Origin of the sequence: Brevibacillus sp. FSL K6-2834 (assembly GCF_038592925.1) — a bacterium.
Taxonomy (GTDB): domain Bacteria; phylum Bacillota; class Bacilli; order Brevibacillales; family Brevibacillaceae; genus Brevibacillus; species Brevibacillus borstelensis.
On the sequence record NZ_CP151945.1, the window covers coordinates 3,808,311 to 3,822,742 of the forward strand.

Here is a 14,432-nt window from a genome sequence, read left to right on the forward strand (position 1 = left end):
AAGTGCCTTTTTTGTATTTGTTTTGAGCATTTTTACGCTGCAATATTAGGCATTTCTATTGTGCAATAAACAACTTGAATGCTTTCCAATGCTTCTTGTTTGGTTCTGCACATGATAACGAAGTCATCCGCATAGCGGATAAGTGTGCCAAGATGGGAGAATTGATTTTCCCAAATGGTGTCCATGTAGTTTAGATAGATGTTTGAAAGAAGAGGCGAGATTACCCCTCCTTGCGGAGTTCCCAGTTCTGTTTCATGGAATTGATCATTTTCCATGACCCCAGCCTGCAGCCATTGTCGGATAAGTTTCAGAACACGTCTGTCGCTGATTCTCATTTCGACCAGTTTCATCAACTTCTCATGGTTGATGTTGTCGAAATACCCTTTAATGTCAACATCTACGACCCAATAACACCTCTTGCTTGCTTTGCGTATCTGTGCAATTGCCTGGTGAGCATTTCTTCCTGGCCGAAAGCCATAAGAACAGTCCCGAAAATCAGCTTCAAAGATCGGTTCAATGACTAGCTTAGTAGCCATTTGGACCACCCGATCCTTGATCGTCGGGATGCCGAGTGGACGTTTCTTGCCATCCGGTTTAGGGATGTAAGTTCGACGAACCGGATGTGGACGATACCGCTTTTCTTTTAAATCTAGATAGATCTCGTTAAGAAAACGGCTCTCCCCATACTCCTCCACAATCTGTGCGATGGATTGTCCGTCGATTCCTCCGCTCCCTTTATTTGCTTTTACTCTCCTCCAAGCTGTCGCTAGAATATCCGGGCGGTAGATTTTGTCATACAAGGCATGAAATCGCCGTTTTGAGTTTGCCTTGGCACAAAGATATAGGGTTGTCCAAAGTTGTCGAGCTTTTACATCGGTGTAGTTAGCAAGTTTACTTGCATTCACTCACTCTTACCTCCTTCGACCCGTGAACAAAGCAGGGCTCCTTCCCTCCATAAGGTTGTGTTGTCCTTATGTTCATCGGTACTATGAACCCCTCCGACTCCCTCTCTGCCATCCACCACTTCCCTTACGGTTATAGGTTTCCGTTTTACGCTCCTGACGGGGCGTGCAGAGTAGGGTCTCCCCAGTTCCGTTAACTACTTTCTCAACATACCGCTCCCCATACCCCGAGGGATTCATAGGTGCTGTATTCCAAGTTCTCCACACCGTCCTTGGCCTTCGCCCATATGAAACAAGCTCGGCTTCCCTTTGTCCACCTCTCGGTGGTCTTTCTTAACGAGGCTGCAGGATTCACTTTATGTTACGGCCTGCTGATTTGCTCGCACTCTTTCGAGTTACTTTGTCACAGGGCTTCAACCTTAGGATTTCTCCACCAGTTGCCTGTCAGCTACGAGGTGACTTGGCTCCTGCCTCGGTTGGACTTTCACCAACTAGCAATTAACGGCTTGCTGGGCACGCTTCAATACAAAAACCCTCCCATTTGTAATATAGGAGGATTTTACCATACCTATAGTGTTATTTGTTTGATTTTTGGGAAATTTGGTGTTAAGTGGTCGGAATATTATTGTCCTAGCGAATCATTTAACATTTGTTCTAATTCGGCTTGAATTTCCTCTTGCGTCATAGATTCGACAGGTTTGTATTCACCGTTTTTATTGTAATCTGCTGGGTTACTTGACGCTCCATTTTGTGGAACATACTGTCCATTTTGGTCATAATCTTTTGGGTCTTTGGAAGGTGCTTGAGGATCTGATTCCAATTCTTCTTTTGAATAAACAGGTTGAACCTTGGTAGTAGGTTCTGAGATTGTGGAACTCTTATTTTGAGATGACGGTTCCGATTGTTGATTAATATTGTTGCTTGGTGGATTATCTGAGCAACCATTCAATATGCTAAGGAATAATACAGACAATAAAATCCTTTTCACGAGAAAACCCTCCTAATATAATTTACAGGAGGATTTTACCATATCTAACGAACTATTTGATGGTTTTTGGAAAAAATTCTAGTTTGTGGTCAATAGAAGAAACTATTTTTTCGCGTGTGTGTAAAACGCTATGCTACAGCACTTTTTATGCCAATTGGGGTATCGAACAATCCCAATGAAAACTTGATTTTATCATGTCTATTCCCGAACATTACCCCAAAAACTATCTCTCTACACTTGCCTATTGTCAACGCCGGAATTAATTTGACCCACGAGCGCCGGTATAATTTTGACCCACCTGTGCGCCTGGTGTCGAATAGATTCCGGTTTTTAGTTTTTCTTTGAGCCGGTAGCTGTTCCCCCGGATGTTCACGACGTGGGAGTGATGCAATAAGCGGTCGAGAACAGCTGTAGCAAGAACGGGATCGCCCATGAGTTCGCCCCATTCGCCAAAGCTCTTGTTGCTAGTCAGAATCATGCTTCCTTTCTCGTAGCGTGCACAAACCAACTGAAAAAACAGGTTTGCAGCGAGCGGATCGAGGGGGAGGTAGCCCACCTCGTCCACGATGAGGATGCGTGGCCTGAGATATACCCTCATTCGTTTGTCCAGGCGATTCTCTTCATAAGCTTTTCGTAAATCGCCCACGAGCTGCGCGAGAGAGACGAAATACACAGGCAATCCTTGTCCAATGGCCTCCATAGCGATAGCAACGGCTAAATGCGTTTTCCCCACGCCGGGAGGCCCGAGAAACAACACGTTTTCTTGCCTCCCAACGAACGTCAGCGCAGCCAGTTCACGAATCAGTCGTTCATCAATCCCCGGTTGAAACGAGAAGTCGAATTCGTTGAGCGTACGCCGATAAGGGAGGTGAGACAGCTTCATGCGGACCTCTACATTTCGGCGCTGGCGATCCTGAATCTCAGCGTCCAGTAGATCATTGAGGAAAGAGAGATACGTGCTTTGGCTCCGGCTGGCAGCTTCCAGCTTGGCATCAAGCGATTGGGCGGCTTGACCCAAACCAAGTTCCTCCAGACGCTGGCGGGCTTGTTCGAGCTCAATCATGCGCCCACCTCCACAAGACGTTCATACACGTCCAACGGACGCACTTCCACGTCTTGTACAGGAATCTGAACGCCTTGCGGCTTTGGATAAGCATATCCCTGAGCTGTACTCAAATTCGTGTATTGGTCCTCACACATCACTAGCCTTCGGGATTGGTACTGCTTCTCGTGCCGGGCGATGAGCTGCTTCTCGCAGTATATTTCGACGAATCTGTTTACCTCTCGTACCTTTACTTCACGTCCGCTATACCGCCATGGAACGCCATAACGAACGCCGTCGTAGCTCACAAATCCGTCACGGCTTACTTTCCTCGGTTCAAACCGGTACTTTGCCCATCGTTCCGGAGACGGAAGCATACCGAGCTTCTCTTGTGCCAAGCGATCGATCGGTCTTTCCCCAGTTGTACCGTGGATACGACGGTTTTGCTCATCGCACCAGTGTCTGGCTTGGCGATTTAGGTCACCAAGATCGGTGAATGATCGCCCTGGCATGAAGTTCTGCTCGATGAACTGAACGCTTCTCTCGACCTTTCCTTTCGTTTGGGGACGTCGTACGCGGCAAACTTTGGGGATCAAGCCGATAGCCGCAGCAAAATCTTCAAACAACGGATGCCATCTCGGCTTTCGATCATCGCCCATGCCAAGAATAACGGTCTTCATTTGGTCGGTTAGCATGGTCTTTGGAACACCGCCGAAGTATTCCAAACCGTTCATCAAGCAGCGTAAGAAACTGTGGATGTCACAGCGCTTTGTAAATTCGATGTACATCGCTCGGGAGTAACCCAACACCATCGTAAAAACGGGGATTTTACGCACTTCACCGTTTAAATCGATGTACTCGCAAATCTTCCAGTCCACTTGGGCTTGGTGTCCGGCTTTTGTCTCATAGCGTTGCACCGCAGGTGCCTGTTTTGGAGGTCGACGGGGCTTCACATAGTCCTTGATGATCGTAATGCCCCCCGTGTAACCTCGCTCTTTCAAGAGACGCAGCAGCACTTCACAATTGAAAATTCCCTTTTCGAGGTATAGATCCAGCAAGGCTTTGAACGGATCGAGTTTTGAGACTCTCTTCTTACGCGGACGAGGTTCCGGAATTCCTTCTGCGCGGAGGTATTTTCGTATGGTATTACGGGAATGACCCGTTTCCCTTGTGATTTCGCGGATACTCTTGCCGCTCACTTGAAGTTCGTGTAATCTGATCACAGTCCCACTCCTTAGCATATGTCTCCCCTCTGAAGCTACTTTGGTCGGTAATTTCAGAGAGAGGTATTCTACAGGGGTGGGTCATTTTCATTCCGGCGAACCTGGGTCAATTTTAACCCGGCGGTGACACCTATAAGATAGGTTATAAGCAATTACCATCAATTAGGTCAAAAATAGACCACAAACTCAAGGAGTTAGTGGTTAAGTTAGACACAATTAGCCAGATATCAGGATCAAGTTGAATAATCAGCAGAAGGAACGCAAAATTTTTGAAAATCACGTTCCCCTTGCCATTTTCAATATCGTTTCACCCAATGAAACCGTATAGGTAACATGTGAGCGCGAGTGGATATTATCCCTTCTCACTCAATACCTTATTATTCCTACAATTATTTCCCATTATCATTTCCCGAATTATCCGATTCCATATTCTCTTCCTCATCATTATTTCCCGTTTTATTTCCTACTTCATTATCCTTCAATCGTCCCATTTCCTGCACTACATCATTAGTATATGGTGAACGCTCAAGAATACTTTCAATACTAATCGCTCGCATATCACTAAGCACCTTCAAATTATCAATAACCTCTTTAGCCGACTGTGGACGAGCATATTGGAATACAATGCCCAACGAATCATAAGCATCATCTGAAATGGCAGTCTCTTTAAGCGACAACAACTTTCTAATCTTCTCAAAACGCTGTTCCAATCCTTCTCGCATATATTTTTCATTCATACTGGCTTTAATATCTGCCAATGAGAACAACAATTTAATGGATACTTCGGATAGATTACTTATATCCACCTTACCCATACTGACACCAGGTACTGAACTTATATCCAACAACGTAGTCATCAGCGTCTTATATATTGTCTCAAATGATTTATAATCCAGTTGATTGCTCACCATTTTGAAGTCGCTGCCATCATCGAGGACAATACCTGTACCGACTACATTCGGGTTTATTCCTTCGCCTTTTAACTGCTGACCAATGATGGTTGGAATAGGATTATGATGTTTATAAAACGAATCGGCAAACTTACTGAGCAAATCCTCCATGCTGTCGATGATGGTCACAATGTCCTCAAGGTCACTTCTGCCTGTCGTACTATCCAATTCATTCTGATTCTTATACACAATTGGCAATCCGCTTAAATTACTGTATTCACCGACTAACTTCAATTGGCTACCTTTGTTACAATACTTCTGCACTTTATCAGGATAGTAGACCGTATAATAACTCACATTGTCAGCCGTTGTATAATGCTCAATAAACGCTATGTAATTGTTCTCATCATCATAAATTGGATATGAGTCAGCAGGATCAATTAACTTTGATTTAATCTCTTTGTTCTCATCCAAGAAAACATATTCAGCCACAAATCCATATTTCGTAATCTTATCTAGCACATCAAAGTCAACTCGGTCATATTTCCCCTTTTTATAAACCTTCTTGTATTCCTTGGCAATGCTATCTTGTCCAGTCAGAGTGACAGGATGTGAAAGTAAATATGACGTGCTAAAATTCAGTACATTCTTAGCCCTATCACGGGGATAGGTTTTTATCATAGTTCGGATTTCGTGCAGTTTTAATTCAACTGCTCTTCGAAATCGTTCTGTTCGATTTGGAATGGGACTCTTAAGAGTTTGTCTTTAAACAGCTTTATGGTCTCAGAGTCTATTCGTCCAGCCATACTGCTTGCTTGCCATTCCGCAATGGCATCATATATGCAGTGTCTAAAGTAATTAAGCAAATCTGAAGAGCTTTGGAGTTCTAGCATATAAGGATGGTTGAGATTGACGATCACAATAATTCTATTCTGAGTGACGCTGGGTTCCCGAATGACATAAGGGTCATTAAGGCTTAATTCTCTGGAAATATAGAGTAAAATTTCTAGCCTTCCGATCTTCGCCGATAAGTCTGGTGGTGTCTCGATTATTGGTTCTGCGATTTGTGACAGAGACTGGTTGATGGCTTCCTGAGGTGGAACTTCAATTGCAATTTCGATTTGATGAGTCTGTAAAATATTTTGTGTAAACTCTCAACCTCTAAACTACAATTAGGAGTAGAAAGGTTGGGAGATTTTTATGATGTCAAAAGAGCAGATCAAGCAGTGGATCAAAGAGAAAAACATGAAGTCAGTGGACGACGTACAGTCAGCGTTAAAGGATCTATTCGCAGACACAATCCAAGAAATGCTGGAAGCTGAAATCGAGTCCTCTCTTGGATACGCCAAGCATGACATGAAAAACAAGCGGACAACCAACAGTCGCAATGGGTATAGCAAGAAAACCGTGTCAACTGCAAATGAAAATTCCCCATTATCTGCACTCGAATTTTCCCCATTATAGGCAATAGGTTTGTCTGAATGATGCCCCCTCTGAGGGGGGCGGGTGGCGACCAAAATTCCGTTTATTCTGTTTTATCTTCGGTTGACTCGGGTCGAAAGAAACCTGCTTTTTTCTTCTCCTTTATGCGATAACTTTCCCCTTTAATGTTGATCGTGTGGGAGTGATGCAATAATCGATCAAGGATGGCTGTAGCAAGTACTGTATCCCCAAATATCTCTCCCCACGAACCATAGGATTTGTTCGAAGTAAGGATAATTGAGCCGGATTCATAACGTTCTGATACAATTTGAAAGAAAAAGTGAGCTGCGGTTTCATCCATTTTGCGATATCCAATTTCATCAATGATGAGTACATTCGGTTTTATAAATGCTCGCATTTTTTGTTTGATGCTATTGTTTTGATGAGCAATCTGGAGCGTCTGAACCAAATCATGAGCAGTTGTAAAGTAAACCGTCAACCCTTGTTTGATAGCTTCGAGAGCCAAAGCAACAGACAAGTGAGTCTTGCCGACCCCTGGCGGACCAAGTAAAATGAGATTCTCTTGTTGTTGTACAAACCGGAGGGTTGCCAAATCACGAATCCGTCTTTCATCAATGGAGGGCTGGAAACTGAAATCGAATTGCTCCAACGTTTTATGGTAGGGTAAATGAGCCAATCGCGTTTTCATGCGGATAAACCGATCCCTCTTGGCCATGATTTCTTCTTGCAAAAGCTTGTCCAAGAACTCCAAATACGATATATTCTGAGCAGCAGCTTCTTCTGCGTGGTGGTGAATAATTTCCGGGATTCGTACCCATCCCATCTGTACAAAGGCTTCTTCTAAACGGGCCTGGAGTATCATTGTACGATTACCTCCTCGTCAGCAAACTGCTCATAGACAGACAAATCACGTTCCACCACTTCGGGGCTTGGATTGGGAACCAAACGCGGCATAGGTTGGGGAGCCTTCGCGCCAATTTGGTTTTGAATCCCCTCGAAGTGTTTTTTATTGGTTATGACTTGCTTGGTACGAGTAGCTTTAGGATGTTCAGCGATGATCATGTTGCCCTGATAGATCCGGATATGGCCATTCTGGAGATCTTGTACTTCTACCGTATGACCTACATAAACATAGGGGACTGAATACCGGCTTCCTCCGTAAGAAACGAGTGAATCATTCGATACTCTTCGAGTATGGCGTTCTACCTCTTCGAATGGGATCGGGTTAAGTGGCTTCAACTGTTCGTGTTTCCATCGATCTACTGGTTTTTCATGCGTGGTGCCGTGTACCCGTACATTAGCCACCGTATCCAACCAATGACGTACTTGCTGATTCAAGTCACGAAGGCTGGTAAACGTCTGCACCCGAGGCCAAAAGTTCTTGCGAACATATCCTACTCCATTTTCCACTTTCCCTTTTGTTCGTGCACGGTAGGGAGCGCAGCGTCGCAGCGTAAGACCGTGATGGCTTGCAAACTGGGAAAATCGTTCATTCCACAATACATGCCCTTGATCGTCGTAACCGACAATGACGGTTTTCATATTGTCATACAAGCATGTTTGTGAATGCTAATCTAATAATTGACCACCTAGTGGTACATCGCTCATAAAAAAGTTGACCACCTGAGCACCTCTTTCCTGTATCTTGTAGTTGTCTAGACAACAAGATATAGGAGGAAAGGAAATGCTTCAGATGGCTAATTATGAGTTTATCAGGAAACAACACTTTCTGCTAGGGAAGTCGATTCGTCAAATTTCTCGCGAAACTGGCTACTCGCGTCAAGTGATACGAAAAGCCTTGACATCAACGGAAATCCCTGTATACCAGCTTTCAAAACCGAAGCCGAAGCCAGTCATTGATTTTGTCAAGCCCATCATCTTGGAATGGCTGCGTCAAGATGAACAGGCTCCCCCGAAGCAGCGTCATACTGCCAAACGTATTTACCAGAGACTCGTTGACGAACATGGATTCACCGGCGGTGAATCTACTGTACGACGCTACGTCAGAGAGTTGCGGGTTTCTCCTCCTAAAGCATTTGTCCCTCTTGATTTCCCGCCAGGGCGATTTGCCCAATTTGACTGGGGTGAGGTTACGGTTCATTTACAAGGGAAACAAGTGAAGGTTCAAGTCTTTTGTATGCGTTGCACATACAGCAGAAAGATTTTCATCAAGACATTTGCTCATCAGAAGCAAGAGGCTCTTCTCCAAGGTCATGTAGATGCTTTTGAATTTTTCGGTGCTGTTCCCCAAGTCATCACATACGACAACCTGACAACAGCCGTTAAGAAGGTATTGGAAGGCAAAAATCGCGAGGAACAAGAGCGATTTATTCAGCTACGTGCCCACTACCTGTTTGAAAGCTATTTCTGTGATCCGGGAAAAGGGCATCAAAAAGGCCAAGTGGAAAACCTCGTACAGTTTGCCCAGAGGCAATTTTTTGCACCTGTTCCTAGTGTTTCTTCTCTGGAGGAGCTAAATCAAATCCTCCTCGAAAAATGTATCTCTTACGAGAATACAACCGTTCCCCGGTCTTCCCTAACGGTTGGAGAAGCATTTGTTCAAGAGTTGCCCATCATGCTTCCATTGCCTCCACGGCCATTGGATTGTTTCCGTGTTGTACCCGTGAAAAGCAATACGCTATCCATGATCCACATTGAAAAAAATGCCTATTCCGTCCCGGTTTCCTATGCATCGACCCAACTTATTTGCCGAGTATTTGCTGAAAAAATTGAGGTGTATCACGGAAAAAGCCTGATTGCGACGCATGAGCGGTGCTTGGAAAAAGGAAAGGAGATTTTGCAATACGATCATTATCTGGATTTACTTCTTATTCGCCCAGGAGCAGTTCTTTATGCTAGACCATTGCATCAGGCAGGATTACCCGCCATTTACCAAAAGTTCTTGGACAAGTGCCGTAACCGACCAGGAGGGATGAAGGAGTTCGTTCGACTCTTGCTTTTGCACCGTGAATTCGATACTTCTCTCGTCGAAGAAGCACTGGGGGAGGCCTGCCAAAAAGGGATGTTCCAGTATGATGCCGTAAGGCAATTATTGTTTCAGCGAACATTGCCGGAACACCGTTTGCCCCAACTCTCGTTGGCGGAGGATAGCTCTGTTCCACGTATTCAGGTAAAGGCCCCAGATCTTAGCCAGTACAATCGTTTGTTACAGAAAAGGAGTGTGGTTCATTGAGTACGAGTTTCCTGCTTGAAACCTACGCGAAACGCCTTCGCTTACCTGCGATTAAACGTGTCTATAAGGAAATCGCCCATGATGCTGCTGAACGGCAAATTCCCTACGAGGAGTTCCTCTTAGCCCTACTAGAGCAAGAAGTTCAGCAAAGGGATGCTAACCAAATCGCGAGTCGCATCAAGCACGCCAAATTCCCTTCTATGAAAACGCTCGATCAATTTGAATTCTCGGCGATTCCGTCCCTCAATAAGCCCAAATTGCTTCAACTGGCTCGTTGTGAGTACATCGAAAAGGCAGAGAACATCATGTTTATCGGAAACTCTGGCACTGGCAAAACTCATCTCTCCATTGCACTCGGGAAGGAAGCTTGCCATCATGGCTATTCCGTTCAGTTTTGGACTGCCGCTAAAATATGTAACGAGCTTATGGAAGCTCAGTCCCAAAAGCGAATCCTCCAGCTAGAGAGGCAATGGTTGAAAACAGATTTGATTATTTTGGATGAAGTCGGGTTTGTCCCTCTGAGTCGGACCGGGGCGGAGTTATTATTCCAATTTTGTGCGGCCCGCTATGAGAAAGGAAGCATGATCATTACCAGTAATCTGGAATTTACGGAATGGACACAGATTTTCAAAGATGAGCAAATGACGTCAGCCCTGGTTGATCGGCTTACCCATCGTGCCCATATCTTTGCAATGAATGGAGACAGCTATCGCTTTAAGCAGAGCATTCAAAGATCGTGATCATGAAAAAGTTACCCACCCGACGGGTGGATTGATTTTTGCCATGGTGGTCAATTTTTTGATGAGCACGGTGGTCAACATTTTGATTGACATTCACACATGTTTCCGGTCTGCCGCCAAAGTATTGCATGGCACGCAAGTGGCAGCCGATGAGGGTATCAAGCCGTTCATTCTCTGTAAATTCCACATACAACATTCTCGAGTATCCCAAAACCATGACAAAGGCGTACAGCCGTTTATATCCACCATTCCACTCTACCTTAAAATGTCCCCAGTCTACTTGCGCTTGCTTTCCGGGTGCCGTTTCATAACGGAGCGTTGCCTTGGTCTTAACAACCGGGCGCAATGGTTCCATGAATGAGCGAAGGAGCCGAATTTGCCCTGGATAACCTTGGGCTTTGATCTCATCAAACAAAACGACAGCATTGAAGCAGCCTTCTTCCATTCTCGCTTTGATATAGGGTTTAAATGGATCGAGAATGCTTGTTTTTTTAACAGATCGTTGGTATTTCGAAGGCTCATCCTTTTTCAGCCACTTACGAATTGTTTTTCGATCCCTCCCTAATGAATCAGCAATTTGTGTGATATTCATTCCTCTTTGTCTCATGTCTTTGATCAAGTAAAACTCCCCATTCTTAAGCATATTTTCTCTCCTCCAGGGAGAGATTTTCTGCCGAAAGTGGGGAATTTTCAAGTGCCGTTATTGAGGATTTTAACAGTGCCGTTCACAACCGTCCGTTCTGAGTACGGGGATGTCGACATCCAAGTCCCTCGAGATCGAGAGGGTGATTTTGAACCAAACATTGTAAAGAAACATCAATCCAATGTTACAGGGATCGAAGATCAAATTCTTGCCCTCTATGCCAAAGGCGTATCCACACGCGATATCCAAGACCATCTGCAGCAGCTCTATGGCATCGAAGTCTCACCAACGCTCATATCAAATGTAACGAATAAGATTGTACCGATGATCAAAGAGTGGCAAAATCGCCCCTTGCAAGCGGTTTATGCTGTTGTTTTCCTTGACGCCATTCACTTTAAGGTAAAACAGGACGGAGCTATCGTCAATAAAGCCGCCTATATGGTCATTGGTATTGACCTTGACGGTCATAAAGATGTGCTTGGGATCTGGATTGGGGAGAATGAATCGGCAAAATTCTGGCTGCATGTCCTCAACGAACTGAAAAATCGTGGAGTCCAGGATATTCTCATTACAAGCGTCGATAATCTTCGTGGCTTTACAGAAGCCATCTCTGCATGTTATCCGAAGACGGAGATTCAGAAATGTGTCATCCATCAAATCCGAAATTCCATCAAATATGTTTCCTATAAGGATCTCAAAAAGATCACGTCCGAGCTAAAACCTATCTATAAGGCTCCAACGGAGCAAGCCGCGTTGGAAGAACTCGATCAGTTTGAACAAACCTGGGGCAGTAGATATCCCTTGATGGTTCGTTCCTGGCGGAATAACTGGGACGAGATTGCCACTTTCTTTAAATATCCTCCAGAGATTCGAAAGCTGATTTATACAACTAACGTGATCGAGAGTTATCATCGACAGCTTCGAAAGGTGACAAAAGGAAAAGCCATGTTTCCCACAGATGATGCCCTTTTGAAGATGTTATATCTCGTAACCATGGATGTTCTACGAAAGTGGACGGGACGAGTTCAGAACTGGGGCCAGATTCTCTTACAGCTATCCGTTTTCTTTGAAGATCGGGTACAGCCGTACATCCGTTAACAAATGAAAGGCTTCATCCCCGAAGGGATTATCTTTCTCTCCACCAACGCGTCAAGGGTTCGCTTCGCCTTTCGCCCTTGACTCTATTGGTTTCGAAAAATGGCCCAATTAGGGGGATGAAACCTTTTCATATATTGGTTGATTGAGTTTACACAAAAATCTTGACAGACCCGTTCTATTCCAATGATCCCTCCTTAAAATGAAAATCAGCAGCTTTCGTATTTAATACAAGATGAATAGTTGGGCGAGTATATCCCCTTAATGTACGCTCCTGGAGCACCGACTGGGGATGAGATTGCGACCTTTTTCAAATATCCTCCAGAGATTCGAAGATGATCTATACAACTAACGTTATGGAAAGTTGCCACCGACAAAAGTAACGAAGGGAAATTCGTCTTTCCCACAAACGATCCACTTCTCAAAATATTACATCTCGTAGCCATGGATGCCCTATTTAAATTGACGAGAAGAGTCCAGAATTGGGGACAGATTCTCATGCAGCTATCTGTTTTCTTTGGGAATCACATATGACCACACATCAGCTAATAAATAAAAGAAAGGCTTCATCCCCGAAGGAACTATCTTTTTCTACACCAACACGTCAAGGGTTCGTTTCGCCTTACAACCCTAGACCCTGTTTGCTCCGAAAAAAGATGTTCCTAATTAGGGTGATGAAACCTTTTCATATATTTAGATTGATTGAGTTTACACGAAATTCTTGACAGCCCCCTTACAAGTAGCGGGCTAGTTATTTTTTAAGTTCTTGTAGTATTTTATTTATCAAGTTTTCAGCTATTGTGGACTCCAAATTATTATCAATTACTTCAAAAATGATTTGAACTATCTTCTTTTCTTTCTTTGAATACGAGGAAGGCAAATCTCTTCCTTTATATTGAACCTTATTTTCTAGTATTTGTTCAAGATTTTTTATTTTCATTTTATAATCTTTAATTTTTTCCTTACCTTCTTCGGTTGTAGCCTTTATTTTATCCGAAGATTCATTGGCCTTAATTAATAAATCCATAACTTTTTTCTTTTCCACCTTTGAACTTGCACCGTTCTTAATTAGAGCAGTCACTCTATCCTCAGCTTCTTGAACAAGTTTGATAAGCTTACCTTCTCCTTCATTTCTCTTCTTCGATGCTTCCCTAATATCTAAAGATAATCTATCGAAAAAGTCGGTTAAATAACTTCTAATTTGGTAATACGCATTATTTAGTTCAAAATTATCTCTACGAGCATTTGGTATAATTTCTGGATCAAGAATATGTATTTCTCCGATATACCAGGAGTTAAATCTCTCCTCTCTAAACAATTCCGACAGGGTATTACTATCCCCAACCATTATATTACCTTTTCTTAAACGAATTCCCTTAATATGCTCTTCAGAACATGCTCCTTGTAAGTTAGTTTTACCATACCACCCAATATAGAGAAGTTTACCATCTGATTCCTTAATAATTGGTTCTATTTGAAGGACTTCCTCAGCATTTTTTTTATTAAATAATGCATACCTATGTTTATATGGTTTATAAATCGGTTTCAAAGTCTCCTTTGAATCACCAATTGAAATTTTATACTCGGTTAATGGAACATCATATTTCTCAAATAGATTTATAATTTCTGTTGTAAATACAAACTTACCTCTATTAAATGGAACCGGTGCAACCTGACTTAAATATGTATTTACTTTCGTCATATCAAGTAATTTATCTTCGTTAGCATCGATTCCCTCCATAATAACACTAAAGTAATGGACGGCACTGTCCTCAGGAATTTTCTCGTAACTTGTAACTAAGTCTAAGACATTTTCTGCAGTTAAATGGTCACTCTCTCCAGGAATCAATAATTTTTTCATTAAAGAACAATCGAAGGTCACAATAGACTTAAATGGTTCGCCTTTAAAACTCGTTACAAATTTTAACGTATTACAATAAGCAAAACCGGCCAGTCGTCCAATTCCTCTAAATCCTCGGTTTGTTGAATAGTCTTTAGTGGATTTACCTACATCGACAAGGGTTTTAAAAGCAACGTCACCTGGGATACCCAAACCATTATCGAGTATTTCAATCCTCCGTTCTTCTTTATTAATAATAATATCGATAATGGCTTGCTGTTGTGTTATTATCCCATCTTGTACCGCCTTATCAAGTGAATCGGCACTATTCTGCACATACTCTCTATATACAACTAAGTGATTCTCGTACATACCTGTTGTTAGTGACTCAATTGAAAATTTTCCAATCTCCGCCTTTGGCTTATTCACTGAT

Annotated in this window: 12 protein-coding genes and 1 pseudogene; 4 read left to right on the forward strand and 9 right to left on the reverse strand. The window is 43.2% G+C overall.

What is annotated here, in order from left to right; genetic code table 11:
• Window positions 1-68: 68 nt before the first annotated feature.
• The 5 genes and pseudogenes from ltrA to NST96_RS18885 form a co-directional block, all read right to left on the reverse strand.
• Window positions 69-905 (reverse strand): annotated as a pseudogene (gene ltrA, locus NST96_RS18865) (group II intron reverse transcriptase/maturase); the annotation flags it as partial.
• A 619-nt stretch (window positions 906-1,524) separates the two neighbouring features.
• Window positions 1,525-1,890, reverse strand: coding sequence for a hypothetical protein (locus NST96_RS18870; RefSeq protein WP_342404300.1), 366 nt, complete (start codon window positions 1,888-1,890; stop codon window positions 1,525-1,527).
• A 259-nt stretch (window positions 1,891-2,149) separates the two neighbouring features.
• Entirely contained in the window at window positions 2,150-2,953 is an 804-nt protein-coding gene (gene istB, locus NST96_RS18875) for an IS21-like element helper ATPase IstB (protein ID WP_024982952.1), read from the reverse strand.
• On the reverse strand, window positions 2,950-4,173 hold the full coding sequence (gene istA, locus NST96_RS18880; protein WP_024982953.1) for an IS21 family transposase: 1,224 nt from the start codon (window positions 4,171-4,173) through the stop codon (window positions 2,950-2,952). Before istA (NST96_RS18880) ends, istB (NST96_RS18875) begins: the two co-directional genes overlap by 4 nt.
• 371 nt (window positions 4,174-4,544) lie before the next feature.
• Window positions 4,545-5,726: a phage portal protein gene (locus NST96_RS18885; RefSeq protein ID WP_342404301.1), complete on the reverse strand. Its 1,182-nt coding sequence runs from the start codon at window positions 5,724-5,726 to the stop codon at window positions 4,545-4,547.
• A 522-nt stretch (window positions 5,727-6,248) separates the two neighbouring features.
• On the opposite strand from NST96_RS18885, the gene NST96_RS18890 reads away from it, so the two are divergent.
• Window positions 6,249-6,509: a transposase gene (locus tag NST96_RS18890; protein ID WP_342404302.1), complete on the forward strand. Its 261-nt coding sequence runs from the start codon at window positions 6,249-6,251 to the stop codon at window positions 6,507-6,509.
• 61 nt (window positions 6,510-6,570) lie between these two features.
• On the opposite strand, the gene istB (NST96_RS18895) is transcribed toward NST96_RS18890, so the two are convergent.
• The gene (gene istB / locus NST96_RS18895) at window positions 6,571-7,350 is read right to left on the reverse strand and encodes an IS21-like element helper ATPase IstB (RefSeq protein WP_024985201.1); all 780 of its coding nucleotides are present in this window, start codon (window positions 7,348-7,350) and stop codon (window positions 6,571-6,573) included.
• Complete coding sequence (locus tag NST96_RS18900) at window positions 7,347-8,030, reverse strand: hypothetical protein (RefSeq protein WP_342404303.1); 684 nt, start codon at window positions 8,028-8,030, stop codon at window positions 7,347-7,349. Before NST96_RS18900 ends, istB (NST96_RS18895) begins: the two co-directional genes overlap by 4 nt.
• Before the next feature lie 142 nt (window positions 8,031-8,172).
• Between NST96_RS18900 and istA (NST96_RS18905) the strand changes: the two genes are divergently transcribed.
• On the forward strand, window positions 8,173-9,681 hold the full coding sequence (istA, locus tag NST96_RS18905; RefSeq protein WP_251256056.1) for an IS21 family transposase: 1,509 nt from the start codon (window positions 8,173-8,175) through the stop codon (window positions 9,679-9,681).
• Window positions 9,678-10,421 carry an IS21-like element helper ATPase IstB gene (gene istB / locus NST96_RS18910; protein WP_025846873.1) on the forward strand — a complete coding sequence of 248 codons (744 nt, stop codon included), beginning with the start codon at window positions 9,678-9,680 and terminating at the stop codon, window positions 10,419-10,421. Before istA (NST96_RS18905) ends, istB (NST96_RS18910) begins: the two co-directional genes overlap by 4 nt.
• Here the strand turns inward: istB (NST96_RS18910) and istA (NST96_RS18915) are convergent.
• On the reverse strand, window positions 10,396-11,040 hold the full coding sequence (gene istA / locus NST96_RS18915; RefSeq protein ID WP_342404304.1) for an IS21 family transposase: 645 nt from the start codon (window positions 11,038-11,040) through the stop codon (window positions 10,396-10,398). The genes istB (NST96_RS18910) and istA (NST96_RS18915) overlap by 26 nt on opposite strands.
• A 75-nt stretch (window positions 11,041-11,115) precedes the next feature.
• On the opposite strand from istA (NST96_RS18915), the gene NST96_RS18920 reads away from it, so the two are divergent.
• Window positions 11,116-12,162, forward strand: a complete 1,047-nt coding sequence (locus NST96_RS18920; RefSeq protein ID WP_342404305.1) for an IS256 family transposase — start codon at window positions 11,116-11,118, stop codon at window positions 12,160-12,162.
• A gap of 748 nt (window positions 12,163-12,910) precedes the next feature.
• Here the strand turns inward: NST96_RS18920 and NST96_RS18925 are convergent.
• Window positions 12,911-14,428 carry a hypothetical protein gene (locus tag NST96_RS18925; protein WP_342404306.1) on the reverse strand — a complete coding sequence of 506 codons (1,518 nt, stop codon included), beginning with the start codon at window positions 14,426-14,428 and terminating at the stop codon, window positions 12,911-12,913.
• Between the last annotated feature and the right edge of the window lie 4 nt (window positions 14,429-14,432).

Excerpts from the sequence above, each read along its gene's own strand:
- NST96_RS18900 (WP_342404303.1), bottom strand. The coding sequence starts at position 8,030 with ATGAAAACCGTCATTGTCGGTTACGACGATCAAGGGCATGTATTGTGG.
- istA (WP_251256056.1), top strand. The coding sequence starts at position 8,173 with ATGCTTCAGATGGCTAATTATGAGTTTATCAGGAAACAACACTTTCTG.
- istB (WP_024982952.1), bottom strand. The coding sequence starts at position 2,953 with ATGATTGAGCTCGAACAAGCCCGCCAGCGTCTGGAGGAACTTGGTTTG.
- NST96_RS18890 (WP_342404302.1), top strand. The coding sequence starts at position 6,249 with ATGTCAAAAGAGCAGATCAAGCAGTGGATCAAAGAGAAAAACATGAAG.
- istA (WP_024982953.1), bottom strand. The coding sequence starts at position 4,173 with ATGCTAAGGAGTGGGACTGTGATCAGATTACACGAACTTCAAGTGAGC.
- istB (WP_024985201.1), bottom strand. The coding sequence starts at position 7,350 with ATGATACTCCAGGCCCGTTTAGAAGAAGCCTTTGTACAGATGGGATGG.
- NST96_RS18885 (WP_342404301.1), bottom strand. The coding sequence starts at position 5,726 with ATGATAAAAACCTATCCCCGTGATAGGGCTAAGAATGTACTGAATTTT.